The sequence below is a fragment of the Caballeronia eucalypticola genome, assembly GCF_047608185.1.
GTDB lineage: Bacteria > Pseudomonadota > Gammaproteobacteria > Burkholderiales > Burkholderiaceae > Caballeronia.
On record NZ_JBLKRU010000008.1, the window covers coordinates 64,839 to 81,965 of the forward strand.

At 60.4% G+C, this 17,127-nt stretch carries 14 protein-coding genes; 10 read left to right on the forward strand and 4 right to left on the reverse strand.

Features of this window, described 5'->3' with window-relative positions; translation table 11 throughout:
- Positions 1–165: 165 nt before the first annotated feature.
- From ACMX25_RS11825 to ACMX25_RS11835, 3 genes are all read left to right on the forward strand, one after another.
- Entirely contained in the window at positions 166–2,472 is a 2,307-nt protein-coding gene (locus tag ACMX25_RS11825) for an NADP-dependent malic enzyme (RefSeq protein ID WP_414950057.1), read from the forward strand.
- Between the two features lie 607 nt (positions 2,473–3,079).
- Positions 3,080–3,598, forward strand: coding sequence for a ribonuclease domain-containing protein (locus ACMX25_RS11830; RefSeq protein WP_414950059.1), 519 nt, complete (start codon positions 3,080–3,082; stop codon positions 3,596–3,598).
- Positions 3,599–3,603: 5 nt separating this feature from the next.
- Positions 3,604–4,161, forward strand: a complete 558-nt coding sequence (locus tag ACMX25_RS11835) for a barstar family protein (RefSeq protein WP_213768530.1) — start codon at positions 3,604–3,606, stop codon at positions 4,159–4,161.
- Between the two features lie 197 nt (positions 4,162–4,358).
- Here ACMX25_RS11835 and ACMX25_RS11840 read toward each other — a convergent pair whose 3' ends face one another.
- Both ACMX25_RS11840 and ACMX25_RS11845 read right to left on the reverse strand, forming a co-directional pair.
- A complete protein-coding gene (locus tag ACMX25_RS11840; protein WP_414950061.1) occupies positions 4,359–5,096 on the reverse strand; it encodes a 16S rRNA (uracil(1498)-N(3))-methyltransferase in 738 nt (245 codons plus the stop codon).
- A 113-nt stretch (positions 5,097–5,209) separates the two neighbouring features.
- Positions 5,210–5,623 carry a VOC family protein gene (locus tag ACMX25_RS11845; protein ID WP_414950063.1) on the reverse strand — a complete coding sequence of 138 codons (414 nt, stop codon included), beginning with the start codon at positions 5,621–5,623 and terminating at the stop codon, positions 5,210–5,212.
- 385 nt (positions 5,624–6,008) lie between these two features.
- Between ACMX25_RS11845 and tkt the strand changes: the two genes are divergently transcribed.
- Both tkt and gap read left to right on the forward strand, forming a co-directional pair.
- Complete coding sequence (tkt, locus tag ACMX25_RS11850) at positions 6,009–8,039, forward strand: transketolase (RefSeq protein ID WP_414950065.1); 2,031 nt, start codon at positions 6,009–6,011, stop codon at positions 8,037–8,039.
- 100 nt (positions 8,040–8,139) lie between these two features.
- Positions 8,140–9,150, forward strand: coding sequence for a type I glyceraldehyde-3-phosphate dehydrogenase (gene gap / locus ACMX25_RS11855; protein ID WP_414950067.1), 1,011 nt, complete (start codon positions 8,140–8,142; stop codon positions 9,148–9,150).
- Between the two features lie 121 nt (positions 9,151–9,271).
- On the opposite strand, the gene fur is transcribed toward gap, so the two are convergent.
- The gene (gene fur / locus ACMX25_RS11860; RefSeq protein ID WP_047895757.1) at positions 9,272–9,700 is read right to left on the reverse strand and encodes a ferric iron uptake transcriptional regulator; all 429 of its coding nucleotides are present in this window, start codon (positions 9,698–9,700) and stop codon (positions 9,272–9,274) included.
- 201 nt (positions 9,701–9,901) lie between these two features.
- On the opposite strand from fur, the gene ACMX25_RS11865 reads away from it, so the two are divergent.
- From ACMX25_RS11865 to ACMX25_RS11880, 4 genes are all read left to right on the forward strand, one after another.
- Entirely contained in the window at positions 9,902–10,747 is an 846-nt protein-coding gene (locus ACMX25_RS11865; RefSeq protein ID WP_414950070.1) for an outer membrane protein assembly factor BamE, read from the forward strand.
- 163 nt (positions 10,748–10,910) lie between these two features.
- Positions 10,911–11,714: a 4-hydroxy-tetrahydrodipicolinate reductase gene (dapB, locus tag ACMX25_RS11870; RefSeq protein WP_414950072.1), complete on the forward strand. Its 804-nt coding sequence runs from the start codon at positions 10,911–10,913 to the stop codon at positions 11,712–11,714.
- A 34-nt stretch (positions 11,715–11,748) separates the two neighbouring features.
- Positions 11,749–12,453 carry a MotA/TolQ/ExbB proton channel family protein gene (locus ACMX25_RS11875; protein WP_414950074.1) on the forward strand — a complete coding sequence of 235 codons (705 nt, stop codon included), beginning with the start codon at positions 11,749–11,751 and terminating at the stop codon, positions 12,451–12,453.
- A 47-nt stretch (positions 12,454–12,500) separates the two neighbouring features.
- Positions 12,501–12,926: an ExbD/TolR family protein gene (locus ACMX25_RS11880; protein WP_414950075.1), complete on the forward strand. Its 426-nt coding sequence runs from the start codon at positions 12,501–12,503 to the stop codon at positions 12,924–12,926.
- A 12-nt stretch (positions 12,927–12,938) separates the two neighbouring features.
- Here the strand turns inward: ACMX25_RS11880 and ACMX25_RS11885 are convergent, their stop codons facing one another.
- Positions 12,939–14,033: a fimbrial protein gene (locus ACMX25_RS11885; RefSeq protein ID WP_414950077.1), complete on the reverse strand. Its 1,095-nt coding sequence runs from the start codon at positions 14,031–14,033 to the stop codon at positions 12,939–12,941.
- Positions 14,034–14,468: 435 nt separating this feature from the next.
- On the opposite strand from ACMX25_RS11885, the gene leuS reads away from it, so the two are divergent.
- Complete coding sequence (gene leuS / locus ACMX25_RS11890) at positions 14,469–17,063, forward strand: leucine--tRNA ligase (protein WP_414950079.1); 2,595 nt, start codon at positions 14,469–14,471, stop codon at positions 17,061–17,063.
- Positions 17,064–17,127 lie beyond the last annotated feature (64 nt).

Consider the following 17,127-nt stretch of genomic DNA (forward strand, 5'->3'; position numbering starts at 1 on the left):
TGCGGCGTAACCCGCTGCCGGCTTGGCGCTCATGGTGCTTTTCCAGGCCTTGTCCAAATGGGCTATGTGCCGTGTATTGCCGGTATCACCGGTCGGGACGGACTTTGATTGGCGCTACAATGCATTCGAACTTCTATTCTAATCTTGCCTTCAGACCGACGCCTCATGACCACTCCAGCCGATAACGCCAAAGCCAAACTCCGCGAAGCCGCGCTCGATTACCACGAGTTTCCGACTCCCGGCAAAATCGCGATTGCCCCCACCAAGCAGATGATCAACCAGCGCGATCTCGCGCTGGCTTATTCACCGGGCGTGGCGTTCGCGTGCGAGGAAATCGTCGCCGATCCGCTGAATGCCGCGCGCTTTACCGCGCGCAGCAACCTGGTCGGCGTCGTGACCAACGGCACTGCGGTGCTCGGGCTCGGCAACATCGGCCCGCTGGCATCGAAGCCGGTGATGGAAGGCAAGGCCGTGCTGTTCAAGAAGTTCGCAGGTATCGACGTGTTCGACATCGAGCTGAACGAGATGGACCCCATGAAGCTCGTCGATGTAATCTGCGCTTTGGAGCCCACGTTCGGCGGCATCAACCTGGAAGACATCAAGGCGCCGGATTGCTTCATCGTGGAACGTGAATGCCGCAAGCGGATGAAGATCCCGGTGTTCCACGACGACCAGCACGGCACGGCTATCGTGGTCGCGGCTGCTATTACGAACGGCCTGGTCGTGGTCGGCAAGAAGATTGAAGAAGTGAAGCTGGTTGCGTCGGGTGCAGGTGCTGCGGCGCTGGCGTGTCTGGACCTGTTGGTTGAACTCGGCATGAAGCTCGAAAACATCTTCGTGACCGATCTGGCCGGCGTGGTCTACAAGGGCCGTGTGGAATTGATGGATCCGGACAAGGAACGTTTTGCGCGCGAAACCTCGGCGCGTACGCTCGCCGACGTAATGGAAGGCGCCGACGTATTTCTGGGGCTGTCCGCCGGCGGCGTGCTGAAGCAGGAGATGGTCAAGGGCATGGCGCAAAAGCCGCTGATTCTCGCGCTTGCCAACCCGACGCCGGAAATCCTGCCGGAACTGGCGCTGGAAGTGCGTCCGGATGCCGTGCTTGCCACCGGCCGTACGGACTACCCGAACCAGGTCAACAACGTCCTGTGTTTCCCGTTCATTTTTCGCGGCGCACTGGATGCAGGCGCAAGCACGATCACGCGCGAAATGGAAATTGCCGCGGTGAACGCAATCGCGGAACTGGCGCGGCAGGAACAAAGCGATATCGTGGCAACCGCTTATGGCATTCAGGACTTGTCGTTTGGTCCCGAATACCTGATTCCGAAACCGTTTGACCCGCGCCTGATCGTGAAGATCGCGCCGGCCGTGGCAAAAGCTGCCATGGACTCAGGCGTGGCCACGCGTCCTATCGAAGACATGGATGCTTACGAGCAGCATCTGCAGCAGTTCGTCTATCACAGCGGCACGACCATGAAGCCCGTGTTCCAGCTCGCACGCAGCGTGGAGCCAGACAAGAAGCGCATTGTGTTCGCCGAAGGTGAAGAAGAGCGCGTATTGCGCGCCGTGCAGATCGCGGTGGACGAAAAGATCGCCAAGCCAATCCTCATCGGACGACCGGCTGTGATCGCGCAACGGATCACGAAGTACGGTTTGCGTTTGACGGCCGGCGTAGACTTCACGGTGGTGGATACGGATCACGACGAGCGGTATCGCGACTTCTGGCAGACGTATCACACCATGATGGCGAGGAAGGGCATCAGCGCGCAAATGGCGAAGCTTGAAATGCGCCGACGCACCACGTTGATCGGCGCAATGCTGGTCAAGAAGGGCGAAGCGGACGGCATGATCTGCGGCACGATCAGCACGACGCATCGGCACCTGCATTTCGTCGATCAGGTGATTGGCAAGAAGGAAGGCTGCAGCGTCTACGCAGCAATGAACGCGCTGGTGCTGCCGGGCCGGCAGATTTTCATTGTCGACACGCACGTGAACGTGGACCCGACCCCCGAGCAGCTTTGCGAGATCACGATCATGGCGGCGGAAGAAGTGCGCCGTTTCGGTATCGTGCCGAAGATCGCGTTGCTGTCGCATTCGAACTTCGGTACAAGCAACGCGCCGACGGCCGTCAAGATGCGCGACACGCTGGCATTGCTGCGCGAGCGTGCGCCGGATCTGGACGTGGATGGTGAAATGCACGGCGACGTCGCGCTGGACGCCAACCTGCGCCGCGAAGTCCTGCCGGAGTCAACGCTGGTAGGCGACGCGAATTTGCTCGTACTGCCGAATATTGATGCCGCGAATATCTCGTACAACCTGCTGAAGACGGCGGCCGGCAACAACATCGCGATTGGCCCGATGTTGCTGGGCGCGGCTCAACCTGTGCATGTGCTGACGGCATCGGCTACGGTGCGCCGGATCGTGAACATGACGGCGTTGCTGGTGGCGGACGCTACGGCTGTGGCGCGGTAAGGGTTCAAGGCTCGGGCGGCTTAGACCCGCGGGAGCTCAACCCGCGCCGGGCGGCGGTTCGAGTCGAACTCCGGTAAGAAGAACTGCAAAAGAGGGATTGCGACGAGGTGTCGCAATCCCTCTTTTTATTTCTGCGCTCGTCTGGCCAGCGTGAACAGAGCGTCCACTCGGCTTCATGCCTTGGAATCTCTTTTGGCTTATCGGGTTTCCCCGCACGAAAAAAAAGGCGTGCCGGATGATCCGACACGCCACGAGGTGTGCAAGGGGATTTGCTTTCTCCTCCAAACAGCGATGGTGCCGATTTTTACACCGTGGAAGCTTCGCGAGAGAGGCGACACTGGTTCCACGCCCCAAACCATGCATGAAGTCATTTTTCACTAAATCAAGCTAAAAGTATCTCGGACTGATCCTAAAAATGATCGAGGCCTATTTTTCTTGTCATTGATGAAAAAGCGTTGGCGAGCCGCATACAACGGTCAGATACGAGGGAGAAAGCGCCTGAAAAATGAGCATCTGCCGAACCAACGTTGATTCCCGGTGTCATTAGCGATACCCTTACGTCTTTCATGGTCGTCATATTTTTGGGTTCAAAGCGGGGACAGGTTTCGTGAAGCGCGCGTGGTTTTGTGGATTGATCGTGGCGCTTTCATGGGTGTTGAGCGGCTGCGGGAAAAGCGGGCCGGATGCCCAAAGCCCGGGTGCGAACACCTCTGCAGTAGCGTCGCAGGCGGAACCGCCGCACGTGTTGCAAGACAAGGACAAGCTGAAAAGCGATCCGCGCGCAGAGAGCTGGCGCGATACCGCCTCAACGGGTTCGGAACCGTCGCAGACTACCGTCGATGCCGCGCAATTGCCAAAACAGGCCATTGTGACGCTACGGCGGATCGAGGCTGGCGGGCCGTTTCCGTATGAGAAAGACGGCATCGTGTTTGGCAATCGCGAGCGTATGCTGCCGCCGCACCCGCGCGGCTTTTACCACGAATACACCGTTCCTACGCCGCGCGCCCGCGATCGCGGCGCACGTCGGATCGTATGTGGCGGGCCCCGTCGGCAGATCGACAACTGCTTCTATACCGACGACCATTACGTGAGTTTTAAACGCATTGCGGGATTAACTTCGGGATGAACGGCATGAGCGACAACATCTACGCGCACGACAACGGTGTCGCGGGTGATCTTTTCGCCGGCGATGGCAACATGTTCCAGCGAGTTTTGCGACTCCGCACGACAGACGAAAATCGACCCGACGACGAACAGAGCACGGCGCTGTCATCATTGAACGAGGGGTCTATGAGTCTTTTCAAGACGGTGCGATCAAATATCGTGCAGTCGATCCGCGCTTTCAGGGTCCAGGATCTCGCCGACGAAGCGAGCAAGCTGGGTCAGCATTTCCTATATGCGTATTGCGGTCAGGCCCAGAGCAAGCAGGAAGTGCTCGAAACTATCGCTACATCGTTTTTGTTTCCGAAGCACTTCGGGAAGAACTACGACGCGCTCTACGACAGTCTTACCGATCTGGTGCATAAAGCGGGTTCGCAGCCGGGCTTCGTGATCGTGCTGGAAGCGCTGCCGGTTGCGCAGAAATTTGACAAAGAAGGGCGCGAAACCTTGCTCGACGTGTTTCGCGAAGCAGCGGAATTCTGGGCGGAACGGCGTGTGGCGTTCAGGGTGTTTTACTCGTTCGCCTGAGGCGTTTGCCTGAGTTCTTCGCCGGCACGTAAGCGATAGCGCCCGAATTCAGGGTTTAGCACTGCGGGCAAGGCGCTGCGGTCTCTCGGCGAAAAGAGGTCAGAAAGCCGGTCGTCGTCTGTTGAACACAGGCGTTGACTGGCTTTTTTGCGTTTTATTGCGGAATGAATCGCAGCGCGGGAGCCTACCGACGTGCATCACCACCCGCCCCAGCGCGCGGCGAGTGCCCCAAGGACTGCTATACCCGCCGTTTCGGTGCGCAAGACGCGAGGTCCAAGGCCAAGCGTGGCAAACCCGGCATCGACAATAGTCGCTTCCTCTGCCGGCGAAAACCCGGCCTCCGGCCCGATCGCGACGGTCACCGGTGCCGCGGGCGCGCTTGTTGGCAAAGACGCAAAGCCAAGCTGAGCACGCGGTGACAGCAGCAGCCGCAACTCGCCATCTCCGGCGGGCGGCAGGTTACCGAGCCATTTGTCCAGGTCCAGAGGCGCCGCGACATCCGGCACCCGGTTTCTCCCACATTGCTCACATGCGGCTCGTACCAACGCCTGCCAATGTCCTTGCCGACGCGCCGCGCGTTCACCCGAAAGCCGCACCACGCCGCGTTCGGCCGTGAGCGGAACGACGGCCGCGACGCCCAGTTCCACCGCCTTCTCGATCAGCCAATCCATTTTGTCGCCGCCCGCCACGCCTTGCGCCAGGGTGATTCGATACGGCGCTTCCGCTTCACGTTCGATGAATTCATCGAGGTGAACGATCGCAGTTCGCTTGCCGATTTCAACCAGATGCGCGCGATATTCACCGCCCGCTCCGTTGAACAGATGGACCGTGTCGCCCGATTGCAGGCGCAGGACGTGCACATGGCGGACGACATCGTCCGGCAAGGGCATCATTTCGCCCGCGACGAGCGGGCTGGCAACAAAGAAACGTGGCATGAAATGACTCGCCCGGGCGCTGTACAGCGCGGGGGCAGGGAAGTGATGGATGCTGAACTTGGCTATTTATCTAGAACGCAGAACACGACGACGTAGAACACGACGGACCCAGCCTAATTCAAATGCCGGGCGATTGCCCACCGATACCCGTCCGGGTCTTCGAACTGTGCAAAACGATCGCCCCAGTACTGGTCCTGGGGTTGGATCAGCGGTTTCGCGCCGACCGCGATTGCACGCGAGAACACGGCGTCTACATCGTCTACATAGAGATAGAACGATTGCGGCGCCATCAAGCCCGTGCTTTTTGGGGTCTTCGCGTGCGAACCATAAGCGCCTTCGGGGGCGAACATCAGGATCAATTGCCCGCGATAGGTCATCTCGACATGGATCACGGCGCCGTCGTCGTTGACGCTGTCACGCACTGCAAAACCTAGCGCTTGTTCGTAGAACCCCGTGGATACACGGGCATCGCGAACGGTCAGGTAAGGCGTGAGCCACGGCACATCGGCGGGGCGGGGGTCGGACATAAGGGCTTCTCCTCGAGCTCGGCTGATGCCTGCATTGTGCCATGGCGCCCTTTGGCAGACGGGCCGGGCCGCGAAGGCCGGGCCACGCGGGCTGGGCGGGTTTCAGTTGCGGCGCTACGCCGCGTCTGCCGATGTGCTGGTGCAGGGAGCGTGCCCGCAGGAAGCCTTCGTCATGATTGCCGTTTCCGGCGAACAATCGCTTCCTGCGCCGCCCGGTTCCCCGCCGCCGTCCCGCCAGCGCCTCAAAGTCGTCTGCTAGAATAACCGGCTTCCGATCCTCTCCGTTTCTCGTCGCTCCGGGTGTTGAAAACGTAGGTTCTATCGTTTGCTCCGGTGCGTCGCTCAGAATCATCCCAGGATCTTTTCAGGACCTACCGGACTCGACATGACGACCCCGACTTCCAGCCAGACCACCCTGATGGCCAACGCAATCCGTGCGCTGGCAATGGACGCCGTGCAACAGGCCAACTCCGGCCACCCGGGCATGCCAATGGGCATGGCGGAAATCGGCGTGGCGCTCTGGTCGCGTCACCTCAAGCACAACCCGAGTAATCCGCATTGGGCCGACCGCGATCGTTTTGTGTTGTCGAACGGTCATGGCTCCATGCTGCTGTACTCGTTGCTGCATCTGACCGGCTACGACCTGGCGATCAACGAACTCAAGAACTTCCGTCAACTGCATTCGAAGACGCCGGGGCATCCGGAATACGGCATTACGCCGGGCGTTGAAACGACGACCGGCCCGCTTGGCCAGGGTCTGGCGAACGCGGTCGGCATGGCGCTCGCCGAAGCACTGCTCGCAGCCGAGTTCAACAAGGACGGCACGAAGATCGTCGACCATCACACGTACGTGTTTCTCGGCGACGGCTGCATGATGGAAGGCATCTCGCACGAAGCCTGTTCGTTCGCCGGCACGCTCAAGCTGCACAAGCTGATCGCGCTGTACGACGACAACGGTATTTCTATCGATGGTCACGTTGAGCACTGGTTCCACGACGACACCCCGAAGCGTTTCGAAGCCTACGGCTGGAACGTGATCCGCGCGGTCGATGGCCACAACGTTGACGCGGTGGACGCGGCCATTGCGCAAGCGAAGAACTCGGACAAACCTACGCTGATCTGCTGCCGTACGACTATCGGCAAGGGTGCGCCGACCAAGCAAGGCAGCCACGATTCGCATGGCGCGCCGCTGGGCGCCAAGGAAATCGCGGACGCGCGTGCCGGTATGGGCTGGACCTGGGAACCGTTCGTGATTCCGCAGGAAGTCTATGCGGCATGGGACGCGAAGGAAGCGGGCGCGCGCGCCGAAGCCGAGTGGAACAAGCGCTTCGATGCCTACCGCGCGAAGCATTCGGCTGAAGCCGCCGAGTTCGTGCGCCGCATGAAAGACGAACTGCCGGCCACGTGGGCGCAGGACGCGAAGAACATTATTGAAGCTGCGAATCAGAAGGGCGAAACCATTGCCACGCGCAAGGCGTCGCAGCAGACGCTCGACGGCCTTGCCGCCGCGCTGCCTGAACTGCTTGGCGGTTCTGCCGACCTGACGGGCTCCAACCTGACCAACTGGAAGGCATCGAAGCCGGTGCGCGCGGGTGAGAACACGAACGAGATCCAGTGGGGCAACCACATCAACTACGGCGTGCGCGAGTTCGGCATGAGCGCGGCCATCAACGGCATCGTGCTGCATGGTGGGTATCGGCCGTTTGGCGGCACCTTCCTGACGTTCTCGGACTACAGCCGCAACGCGCTGCGCGTGGCTGCACTGATGAAAGCGCCGTCTATCTTCGTGTTCACGCACGATTCAATCGGCCTGGGCGAAGATGGCCCGACGCACCAGTCGGTGGAACAAACGTCGAGCTTGCGCCTGATTCCGCACTTGCAAGTGTGGCGTCCGGCCGATACCGTCGAAACCGCCGTTGCATGGACGCATGCCATTGAGCACAAAGGGCCTTCGGCGCTGATTTTCACGCGTCAGAACCTGCTGTTCTCGGCGCGTAACGACGTGCAGATCGCGAACATTGCGAAGGGCGGCTACGTGCTGCGCGACTGGAACGACGACATTCCCGCACGCAAGATCATCCTGATTGCCACGGGTTCGGAAGTCGAACTGGCGCTGAAGGCCGGCGAGAAACTGGCGCAGGAAGGCATTGGCGCACGCATCGTGTCCATGCCGTGTACGAACGCGTTCGATCTGCAAGACCAGGAGTATCGCGACCGCGTGTTGCCGAAGGGCGTCGTGCGTGTGGCGATCGAAGCCGGCGTGACCGATTTCTGGCGCAAGTATGTGGGTCTCGAGGGCGGCGTGGTGGGCATCGATTCGTTCGGCGAATCCGCGCCCGCCGGCGAGCTTTTTAAGTATTTCGGCTTCACCGTCGAGCATGTCGTGGAGACGGCAAAAGCCGCGCTCGCGGGCTGATATCGGGTACTTTGTCTTTGGAGGAGTTGATGACCCAACTCATCCGGCAAACCCCGCAGCAGCGAACTGGAACATTTTTTCAGCCATCAGGAGATAGACCATGACGATTCGCGTTGCAATCAACGGCTACGGCCGGATCGGCCGCAATACGCTGCGCGCCTTCTACGAAAACGGCAAGAAGCACGACATCGAGATCGTTGCGATCAACGATCTCGGCGATGCCGCCACGAACGCGCACCTGACGCAGTACGACACGGCGCACGGCAAGTTCCCGGGCGAAGTGTCGGTGGATGGCGATTACCTCGTGGTGAACGGCGACCGCATCCGCGTGCTGGCTAACCGCAACCCGGCCGAATTGCCGTGGGGCGAATTGAAGGTCGACGTGGTGCTGGAATGCACGGGCTTCTTCACGACGAAGGAAAAGGCCAGTGCGCACATCAAGGGCGGCGCGAAGAAGGTCATCATCTCGGCGCCGGGCGGCAAGGACGTTGATGCAACCATCGTCTATGGCGTGAATGATCACGTGCTGAAGGCGTCGGATACGGTGATCTCGAACGCATCGTGCACGACGAACTGCCTGGCGCCGCTCGTCAAGCCGTTGAACGACAAGATCGGCCTGGTGAACGGCCTGATGACGACGATCCACGCGTACACGAACGACCAGGTCCTGACCGACGTCTATCACGAGGACCTGCGCCGCGCGCGCTCGGCCACGCATAGCCAGATCCCGACGAAGACTGGCGCCGCTTCAGCAGTTGGCCTGGTGCTGCCGGAATTGAACGGCAAGCTGGACGGTTACGCCATTCGCGTGCCGACTATCAATGTGTCGATCGTGGACCTGTCGTTCATCGCTGCACGCGACACGACGGTGGACGAAGTGAATTCGATCATGAAGGAAGCATCGGAAGGCTCGTTGAAGGGCATCCTGGGCTACAACACCGCGCCGCTGGTGTCGATCGACTTCAACCACAACCCGGCATCGTCCACATTCGACGCAACGCTGACGAAGGTGTCAGGCCGTCTTGTGAAGGTGTCGAGCTGGTACGACAACGAGTGGGGCTTCTCGAACCGCATGCTGGACACGGCTGTTGCTTTGGCCAACGCCAAATAACGCCGACAAGTAAGGCAGTGGAATCAAGCTGAAAAAAAGCCGCCGGTTTGCAAGAACCGGCGGCTTTTTCACGCTTGTTTTACGTTACGTGCTGAATCACACGCACATACACTCATCAAGATCAGTTCTTCCTGTGCGGGCAATGTTCCTTCGTACACGTGCCATACAGGGCAAGCGCGTGCTCGTGCAGCTTGAAGCCGCGTTCCTTGGCGATATCTTGCTGGCGGCTTTCTATTTCAGCGTCGAAAAACTCTTCCACCATGCCGCAGTCCAGACACACCAGATGGTCATGATGGGTGCCTTCGTTGAGTTCGAACACCGCTTTGCCCGACTCGAAGTTACTGCGGGAAAGCAGGCCCGCTTGCTCGAATTGAGTGAGCACCCGGTACACGGTGGCGAGACCGATGTCGAGTTCTTCGTGCAACAGGTTTCTATACACGTCTTCTGCAGTCAGATGACGCACAGGACTATGCTGGAAAATCTCAAGTATCTTGAGCCGGGGCAACGTTGCCTTCAGCCCGATATTTTTCAGATCGGCGGGATTGGTCATGGCTAGGCATCCCTAGAGTACAATTCAAGGTTCTCATAGTAATGCGTTTTTACCGTTCCGGTCACCATCCGAACGAAATGGCGCGATCTCCGAAAGACTCCGCAACTTCTTGCGCCCCCACGGGCGATGGGCCAGGCGAAGGGTGAAATGAAGGGTGAAATGTTTCTAAAATCTTTATTGAATAGCCGGGAGAGCCGTCGTATGCGCGGAACTTTGATCGCTGCCGCCACTATGACCGTCCTGGCTGGATGTTCCACTTACGACAGCGTTACGCAAAGCATCGCGCAGCACATCACGCCGTATCGGATCACGGTTGTGCAGGGGAACTTCGTTTCGGCGGAAGCCGCGAGCCAGATGAAAGTCGGCTTGTCGCGAGACCAGGTGAAGGCGCTGCTGGGCACGCCGTTGCTGGCAGACATGTTCCACGCGGATCGCTGGGACTACGTCTTCTACTTCAAGCGCGGTTCTACGTCGGTTGTGCAGCAGCGTGACTTTGTCGTGCTGTTCGCGGGCAATACGGTGGCGAGCTGGTCGGGCGGCGAGAATTTGCCGTCGAATCTCGAACTGCTGGCTGAAATCGATGGCGACAAGGGCGTCAAGCTGACCTCCGCTACGGCTGCGGCCACGGCGGCCTCGGCCAAAGGCGCCAGCGCAATAGACGCAACGGCCGCAGCGGGATCGGCGAGCGGGGCAGCGGTCGCGGGAGCGGCTAGTGCGCCGGGCATCCGTCCGGATGCATCGAATGCGTCGAACGCGTTTGCCGGCGACGCCAACCAGCAAGCCGCTCAAGCTGCAAATCGCGCAACGGACGCCGTGCAGACACCTACGGGCCGCACTCGCTCGTCGGCCATGCCGGTTGTGCCGGGCAACCCGGGATTACCGCCGAACGTCAGTGCCGCAGGCAACTCGCAGATCCAGTTGCAGCGTCGCCCGAACCCGGTCACGATCCCGGACAGCAGCGCCGTGGGTCCGTCGGGCACGTCGCCTGCCCCGGCGAACTCGGGCAACGGTCTAGGCGCGCCCTCCGTGCCGACGACTACCAACTAAGCAGAACGGCGGGCAGACGTACGTTGCCCGCCTGCTTTGTCTGGTTTCGTCAGGATCTATTCTGCTCGGGCGGCTGCGCGCCAAGCTGCGGCCGCATCCGTCGTGTCGCTATCATGCTTCTGACTTCGTCGCTTTCGTAGCTCCAACTCACGCGAGACACGCCATGAAAATCGCCATCGCCGGCGCATCGGGCCGCATGGGCCGCATGCTCATCGAAACAGTTCTGAAGGACGCCAACGCCACGTTGGCCGGTGCGCTCGACAGAACCGGCGCGCCGCAGCTCGGCCAAGACGCAGGCGCGTTCCTCGGACAAGAGACCGGCGTTACGCTGACTGACAACATTGAGCAGGTGTTCGCCAGCGCGGACCTGCTGATCGACTTCACGCGTCCCGAAGGCACGCTCGTGCATCTGGAAGCGGCGTTGCGGCATAACGTGAAGATGGTCGTCGGCACGACCGGTTTCGACGATGAACAAAAAGTCCAATTGCGCGCGGCCGGTGAAAAAATCGGCATCGTGTTTGCGCCGAACATGAGCGTGGGCGTGAACGTGACGCTCAAGCTGCTCGAGTTCGCAGCGCGACATTTCGCCGAAGGGTACGACATCGAGATCATCGAGGCGCATCACCGGCACAAGGTCGATGCACCGTCGGGCACCGCGCTTGCAATGGGTGAAACCATCGCCCACGCGCTCGGCCGCGAGCTGAAGGATTGCGCCGTGTATGGGCGCGAAGGCGTGACTGGCGAACGCGATCCATCGACCATTGGTTTCGCGGCCATTCGCGGCGGCGATATTGTCGGCGATCACACTGTGTTGTTCGCCGGCATTGGCGAGCGCATCGAGATCACGCACAAGTCGGCCAACCGGCTGTCGTATGCGCAAGGCTCGTTGCGCGCCGCGCACTTCCTTGCGGGCCGCGAGCGCGGTTACTTCGACATGCAAGACGTGCTCGGTTTGCGCGAAGCCTGAGTCCGAGCCACTAAACCCCGGGGTTATTTTTCCGATGGCTACAACCGGCATCATCCATTATTTGCAGAGCAGCGACGGCATCACGCATGGCGTCGCGGGCGTGCTTCTGGCCATGTCGGTGGCGAGCTGGTGTTTTCTCATCGTGAAGGCCTGGGTCCTGGTGCGCGCGAAGCGTCAGGGACCGCGCGCCGTGCAGCGTTTCTGGCAGGCGCCGACGCTGTCCGAAGGCATCGCGGAATTGCGGAAAGTGGATCGGGAACGGGTGTACCTGCCGCTTGCGGTTGCTGCATGGCGTGCTTCCGAAGCCGAGATGCCCGGCGCCTTGATCGCGCATGTGGAGCCCGGCGAGCGCGTGCTGCGCGCGTTGCGACATGCGTTGCTAGCATCGCAACGGCGGCTTGAATTCGGGCAGGTCCTGCTGGCATCGGTGGGAAGTACAGCGCCGTTTGTCGGCTTGCTCGGCACCGTGTGGGGCATTTATCACGCGCTCGGCAGCATTGCCGCGAGCGGGCAGGCCATGATCGAAAACGTGGCGGGTCCGGTTGGCGAGGCGCTCATCATGACGGCGTTCGGGCTGGTCGTGGCTATCCCGGCCGTGCTTGCGTACAACGTGCTGGGGCGGATGGTGCGGCAGATATCGGAAGAACTCGACGGTTTCGCGCACGATCTGCACGCGTACACGAGCGGCGTTGCGCCGCGCCGCGCCAAGAGCGCGCCGGTTGAAGACCGCGTGGTTTAACCGACCACCCGCCGACCCTCATATTCCCGCACCCGGACGAGTACATCATGGCATTCGGCGGACTGGACAAGAAATCGAACGGCGCGCCCATGGCGGAGATCAACATGACGCCGTTGATCGACGTCATGCTGGTGCTGCTGGTGATTTTCATCATCACGGCGCCGTTGTTCACGCATGCCATCCGGCTGGACCTGCCGAAGGTGGCGTCGCAGGTGGCGCGCGAGACGCCGGACACCATCACGCTTTCCATCGACGATACGGGAAAGTTTTACTGGAATGACAAGCCAATCACGTTCGAGCAGATGCAGACGCAATTCGCGGCGGACGGCAAGAAGCCGACGCAGCCTGAGCTTCATTTGAGGGCATCGGCTGCAACACATTACGACGTGATCGCCCGCGTGATGGGTGCAGCGCAAAGCGCGGGGCTGAGCAAGATTGGCTTCGTGACTGACCCGGGAAAGCCGGCGCGATAAGAAGTTGCAAGCCTACTGATACGACATGGTGAAGGTGGCCAGAGCCTTGATGGAACCCGCTGCCAGATCGCCGGTGCGAATATATTGTGCCGACAGCGGTAATTCGAGCAATCCATTCGGCGATGCACCGATCAACCATTGGTTCTCCACGTTCTGGCCGATTGCGTCCGGACCGAACAGAACCGGTGTGTGCCCCGCCTTCAATACCTGGACCCCAACCCCCTTCGCTGTCGACTCCGCCGCGAGCTTGAGCACGTTGGATCGATTCGACGGATCGACGGCATCCGTAATCACAATGGACACCTGAGCACCCGCCGCGCAGGCGAAGCTCAAGTTGAACGCCTGCCTGCCTGCAATTACTCCCACGCTCGCCAACGAACGTGTGGCAACGGTTGGGAGCGTGATTGCAATGCCCGGCGTCTGCACCGAACAGGCGGCGGTCATAAGCGTGCCCGTTGCGGTGCTTCCGTATAGATCTGCTTTTGGCCACGAACCGCCGGCATCCTTGATCGTGAATTTTACGATTGGCGCGCTCGACAGCACGGACGCGCCGCCCTTCACCGCGCCTGTTACCACAAGACTAGGTGTAACCGTCATGTCCGAATAGAGCCACACAGCCGAGTCCGGGATGCCGGAGACAAGATACGAGATGGCGATCTTGCCATTCTTCATCGTCAGGTTCTGCGCGTCGCATGTCTTGTCGCCGTTGAATGTGTACCGGACGCCCAGACCTGGCACGCTGGTCGGATAAACGTCGTCGAATCCCGGCGCTGGCGTTGTGGTCGTAGTCAGAGTGGAAATGGTGATCCCCGACGTCTGCCCTTTCGTGAGAAGGCACTGCGCCTGAAAGGTGCTCGGCGGCAACGTGAGCACGGTCTGGCCTGACGTGGCGCCCATGGGGATCGAAATCCCGCCCGCATCAATCGTATTGCCGAGACCAAGCCCGTTGCAACCGAGGTCCGCCTGTGCAGGCGCTGCGGCAAGCGCCGTGAATACTATCGATAGTGTCCGCATTGCGTTTTTAATGGTTTGCGAGAGCATATTCGATCTGCGGACTTCATCGCTCGCACGCGAAATGGCGAGCGAATGTATAGCAAAAGCGGTCATTTGAATCGTTTCCCGTTCATCGGTCGTGTGTGCCAGTACGACCAACAATCGTTCTGACTGATCCCGTACGTCAATCCCCGCCGTGAACACAGTGCGTTTCGATTTCGTGCTGACGTGGCGCACGAACGGTTATCGTGACGAAGCGAAGCGATTTGCAGCCGAGAGCGAAACGGCGGGATAGTTTGCTGTGGCGAGGCCGATTCGCCAGTCGGCAAAAAACGGGTGGAGCCGTGCAAGCGTTCGAACACCACAGGCGTCGTTTCAAATCGCTGGCGCCTCAAGGGCACCCGGCGTCGCCCACCCATCACAGCCGGTATAATCACGCTTTGCCCGGTTTTCACGTCCGCCGGGCCCCAAACCTCTGAACGCGATCATGAGCGCCAGGTCCGGCGAACGCTGAACGCCCGCACTAGCCGAAGAAAGCCAAAAACCACCATGCAAGATAAATACGTACCCGCCGACGTCGAATCCGCAGCGCAAAGCGACTGGCGCGCGAAAGATGTCTACCGGTCGACCGAAACCAGCGACAAGCCCAAGTTTTACTGCGTGTCCATGCTGCCGTACCCGTCGGGCAAGCTGCACATGGGGCACGTGCGCAACTACACGATCAACGACGTGATGTACCGGTTCCTGCGCATGAACGGGCATAACGTGCTGATGCCCATGGGCTGGGACGCGTTCGGCATGCCGGCGGAAAACGCCGCGATGGCGAACAACGTGCCGCCGGCGAAGTGGACTTACGACAACATCGACTACATGAAGAAGCAGATGCAGTCGATGGGCCTCGCTATCGACTGGTCGCGGGAAATTGCGTCGTGCAAGCCCGAGTACTACAAGTGGAACCAGTGGCTGTTCCTGAAGATGCTGGAAAAGGGCATCGCGTATAAAAAGACCGGGACGGTGAACTGGGATCCGGAAGATCAGACCGTGCTCGCGAACGAGCAGGTGATCGACGGGCGCGGCTGGCGTTCGGGTGCGCTGGTGGAAAAGCGCGAGATCCCGATGTACTACATGCGCATCACGGACTACGCGGATCAGTTGCTCGGCGACCTGGAAGGCCTCGGCTGGCCCGAGCGCGTGAAGGTCATGCAGCAGAACTGGATCGGCAAGAGCTTCGGCGTGAATTTCGGCTTCCCGTACGAGATCGACGGAGAAAGCAAATTGCTGCGCGTGTTCACCACGCGCGCCGACACCATCATGGGCGTGACGTTCGCTGCCGTTGCCGCCGAACATCCGCTGGCAACGCGCCTTGCTCGCGATAACGCTGCGTTGCAAGCGTTTATCGAAGAATGCAAGCGCGGCGGCGTGGCTGAAGCCGACGTCGCAACGATGGAAAAGAAGGGCATGCCCACGGGCTTTTTCGTCACGCATCCGCTGACGCAGGAAAAGGTCGAAGTGTGGATCGGCAACTACGTGCTGATGAGTTACGGCGAAGGCGCCGTGATGGGCGTGCCGGCCCACGACGAACGCGACTTCGCGTTCGCGAAGAAATACGCGCTGCCGATCAAGCAAGTGGTTGCCGTTGAAGGCAAGACCTACAGCACCGACGCGTGGGAAGAGTGGTACGCCGAGAAGGGCACGGGCACGCTCGTCAATAGCGGCAAGTACGACGGTCTCACATTCGTAGACGCGACCAACGCGATCGCCGCGGACCTGAAGGCGCTCGATCTCGGCGATAAAAAAATCACTTGGCGTCTGCGCGACTGGGGCATTTCGCGCCAGCGCTACTGGGGCACGCCGATCCCGATCATCCACTGCGCCACATGTGGCGACGTGCCGGTGCCCGAAGCCGATTTGCCGGTCGTGTTGCCGGAAGACCTCGTGCCGGACGGCACGGGCAATCCGCTCGCGAAGTCTGAAGCGTTCGTGAATTGCACGTGCCCGAAGTGCGGCGCGCCGGCCAAGCGCGAAACGGACACCATGGACACGTTTGTCGATTCGGCCTGGTATTTCTCGCGTTATGCCGCGCCGGACGCGACCTCAATGGTCGACGAACGCACCGATTACTGGATGCCGATGGATCAGTACATCGGCGGGATCGAGCACGCGATTCTTCACCTCTTGTATTCCCGCTTCTGGACGAAGGTCATGCGCGACTTGGGTTTGGTGAAGTTCGGCGAACCGGCGAAGAACCTGCTTACGCAGGGCATGGTGCTCAACGAAACCTATTTCCGCGAAGACGCGGCGGGCAAGAAGACGTGGATCAACCCGTCCGACGTGACCGTCACGCACGACGACAAAGGCCGACCGGTCGGCGCGGTGCTGAACGCCGACGGCAAGCTGGTGGTGATTGGCGGCGTGGAGAAGATGTCGAAGTCGAAGAACAACGGTGTTGATCCGCAATTGCTGATCGATGCCTACGGCGCGGACACGGCGCGTCTCTTCGTGATGTTCGCCGCTCCGCCCGAGCAATCGCTCGAATGGTCGGGCACGGGCGTGGAAGGCGCAAGCCGCTTCTTGCGTCGCGTGTGGCAACTCGCGCATGGCCGTGCGGACACGCTGAAAACGCACGCGAAGCTGGATACATCGAAGCTGAACGACTCGGACCGCACGCTGCGCCGCGAGATCTACACCATCCTGAAGCAAGCCGATTTCGACTACGGCCGCTTGCAGTACAACACGGTAGTATCGGCGGCCATGAAGATGCTGAACGCTGTCGATGCTGCCAAGGACGCGACGCCCGCCGTTCTCACCGAGACCTTCGGTGTGTTGCTGCGCGTGCTGTACCCGGTCGTGCCGCACATCACGTTCCAATTGTGGCAGGAACTTGGTTACGCCAATCTCTACGGCGGTTTGCTCGACGCGTCCTGGCCGAAAGTGGACGAAAGCGCGCTCGAACAGGCTGAAATTGAGCTCGTGCTGCAGGTCAACGGCAAGGTGCGTGGATCGCTGACCATGCCGAAGGACGCGTCCCGCGAGGACATCGAAAAAGTGGCGGTCGCGCACGAGATGTTCGAGAAGTTTTCGGAAGGGCGCGCGCCGAAGAAGGTCGTCGTGGTGCCGGGCCGGTTGGTGAACGTGGTCGTATGAACCGGACATCGCGCACTGTGAAAATCCTGGAGGACGTTGTGAGCAGGAAAGCTGTCAGCTTGAG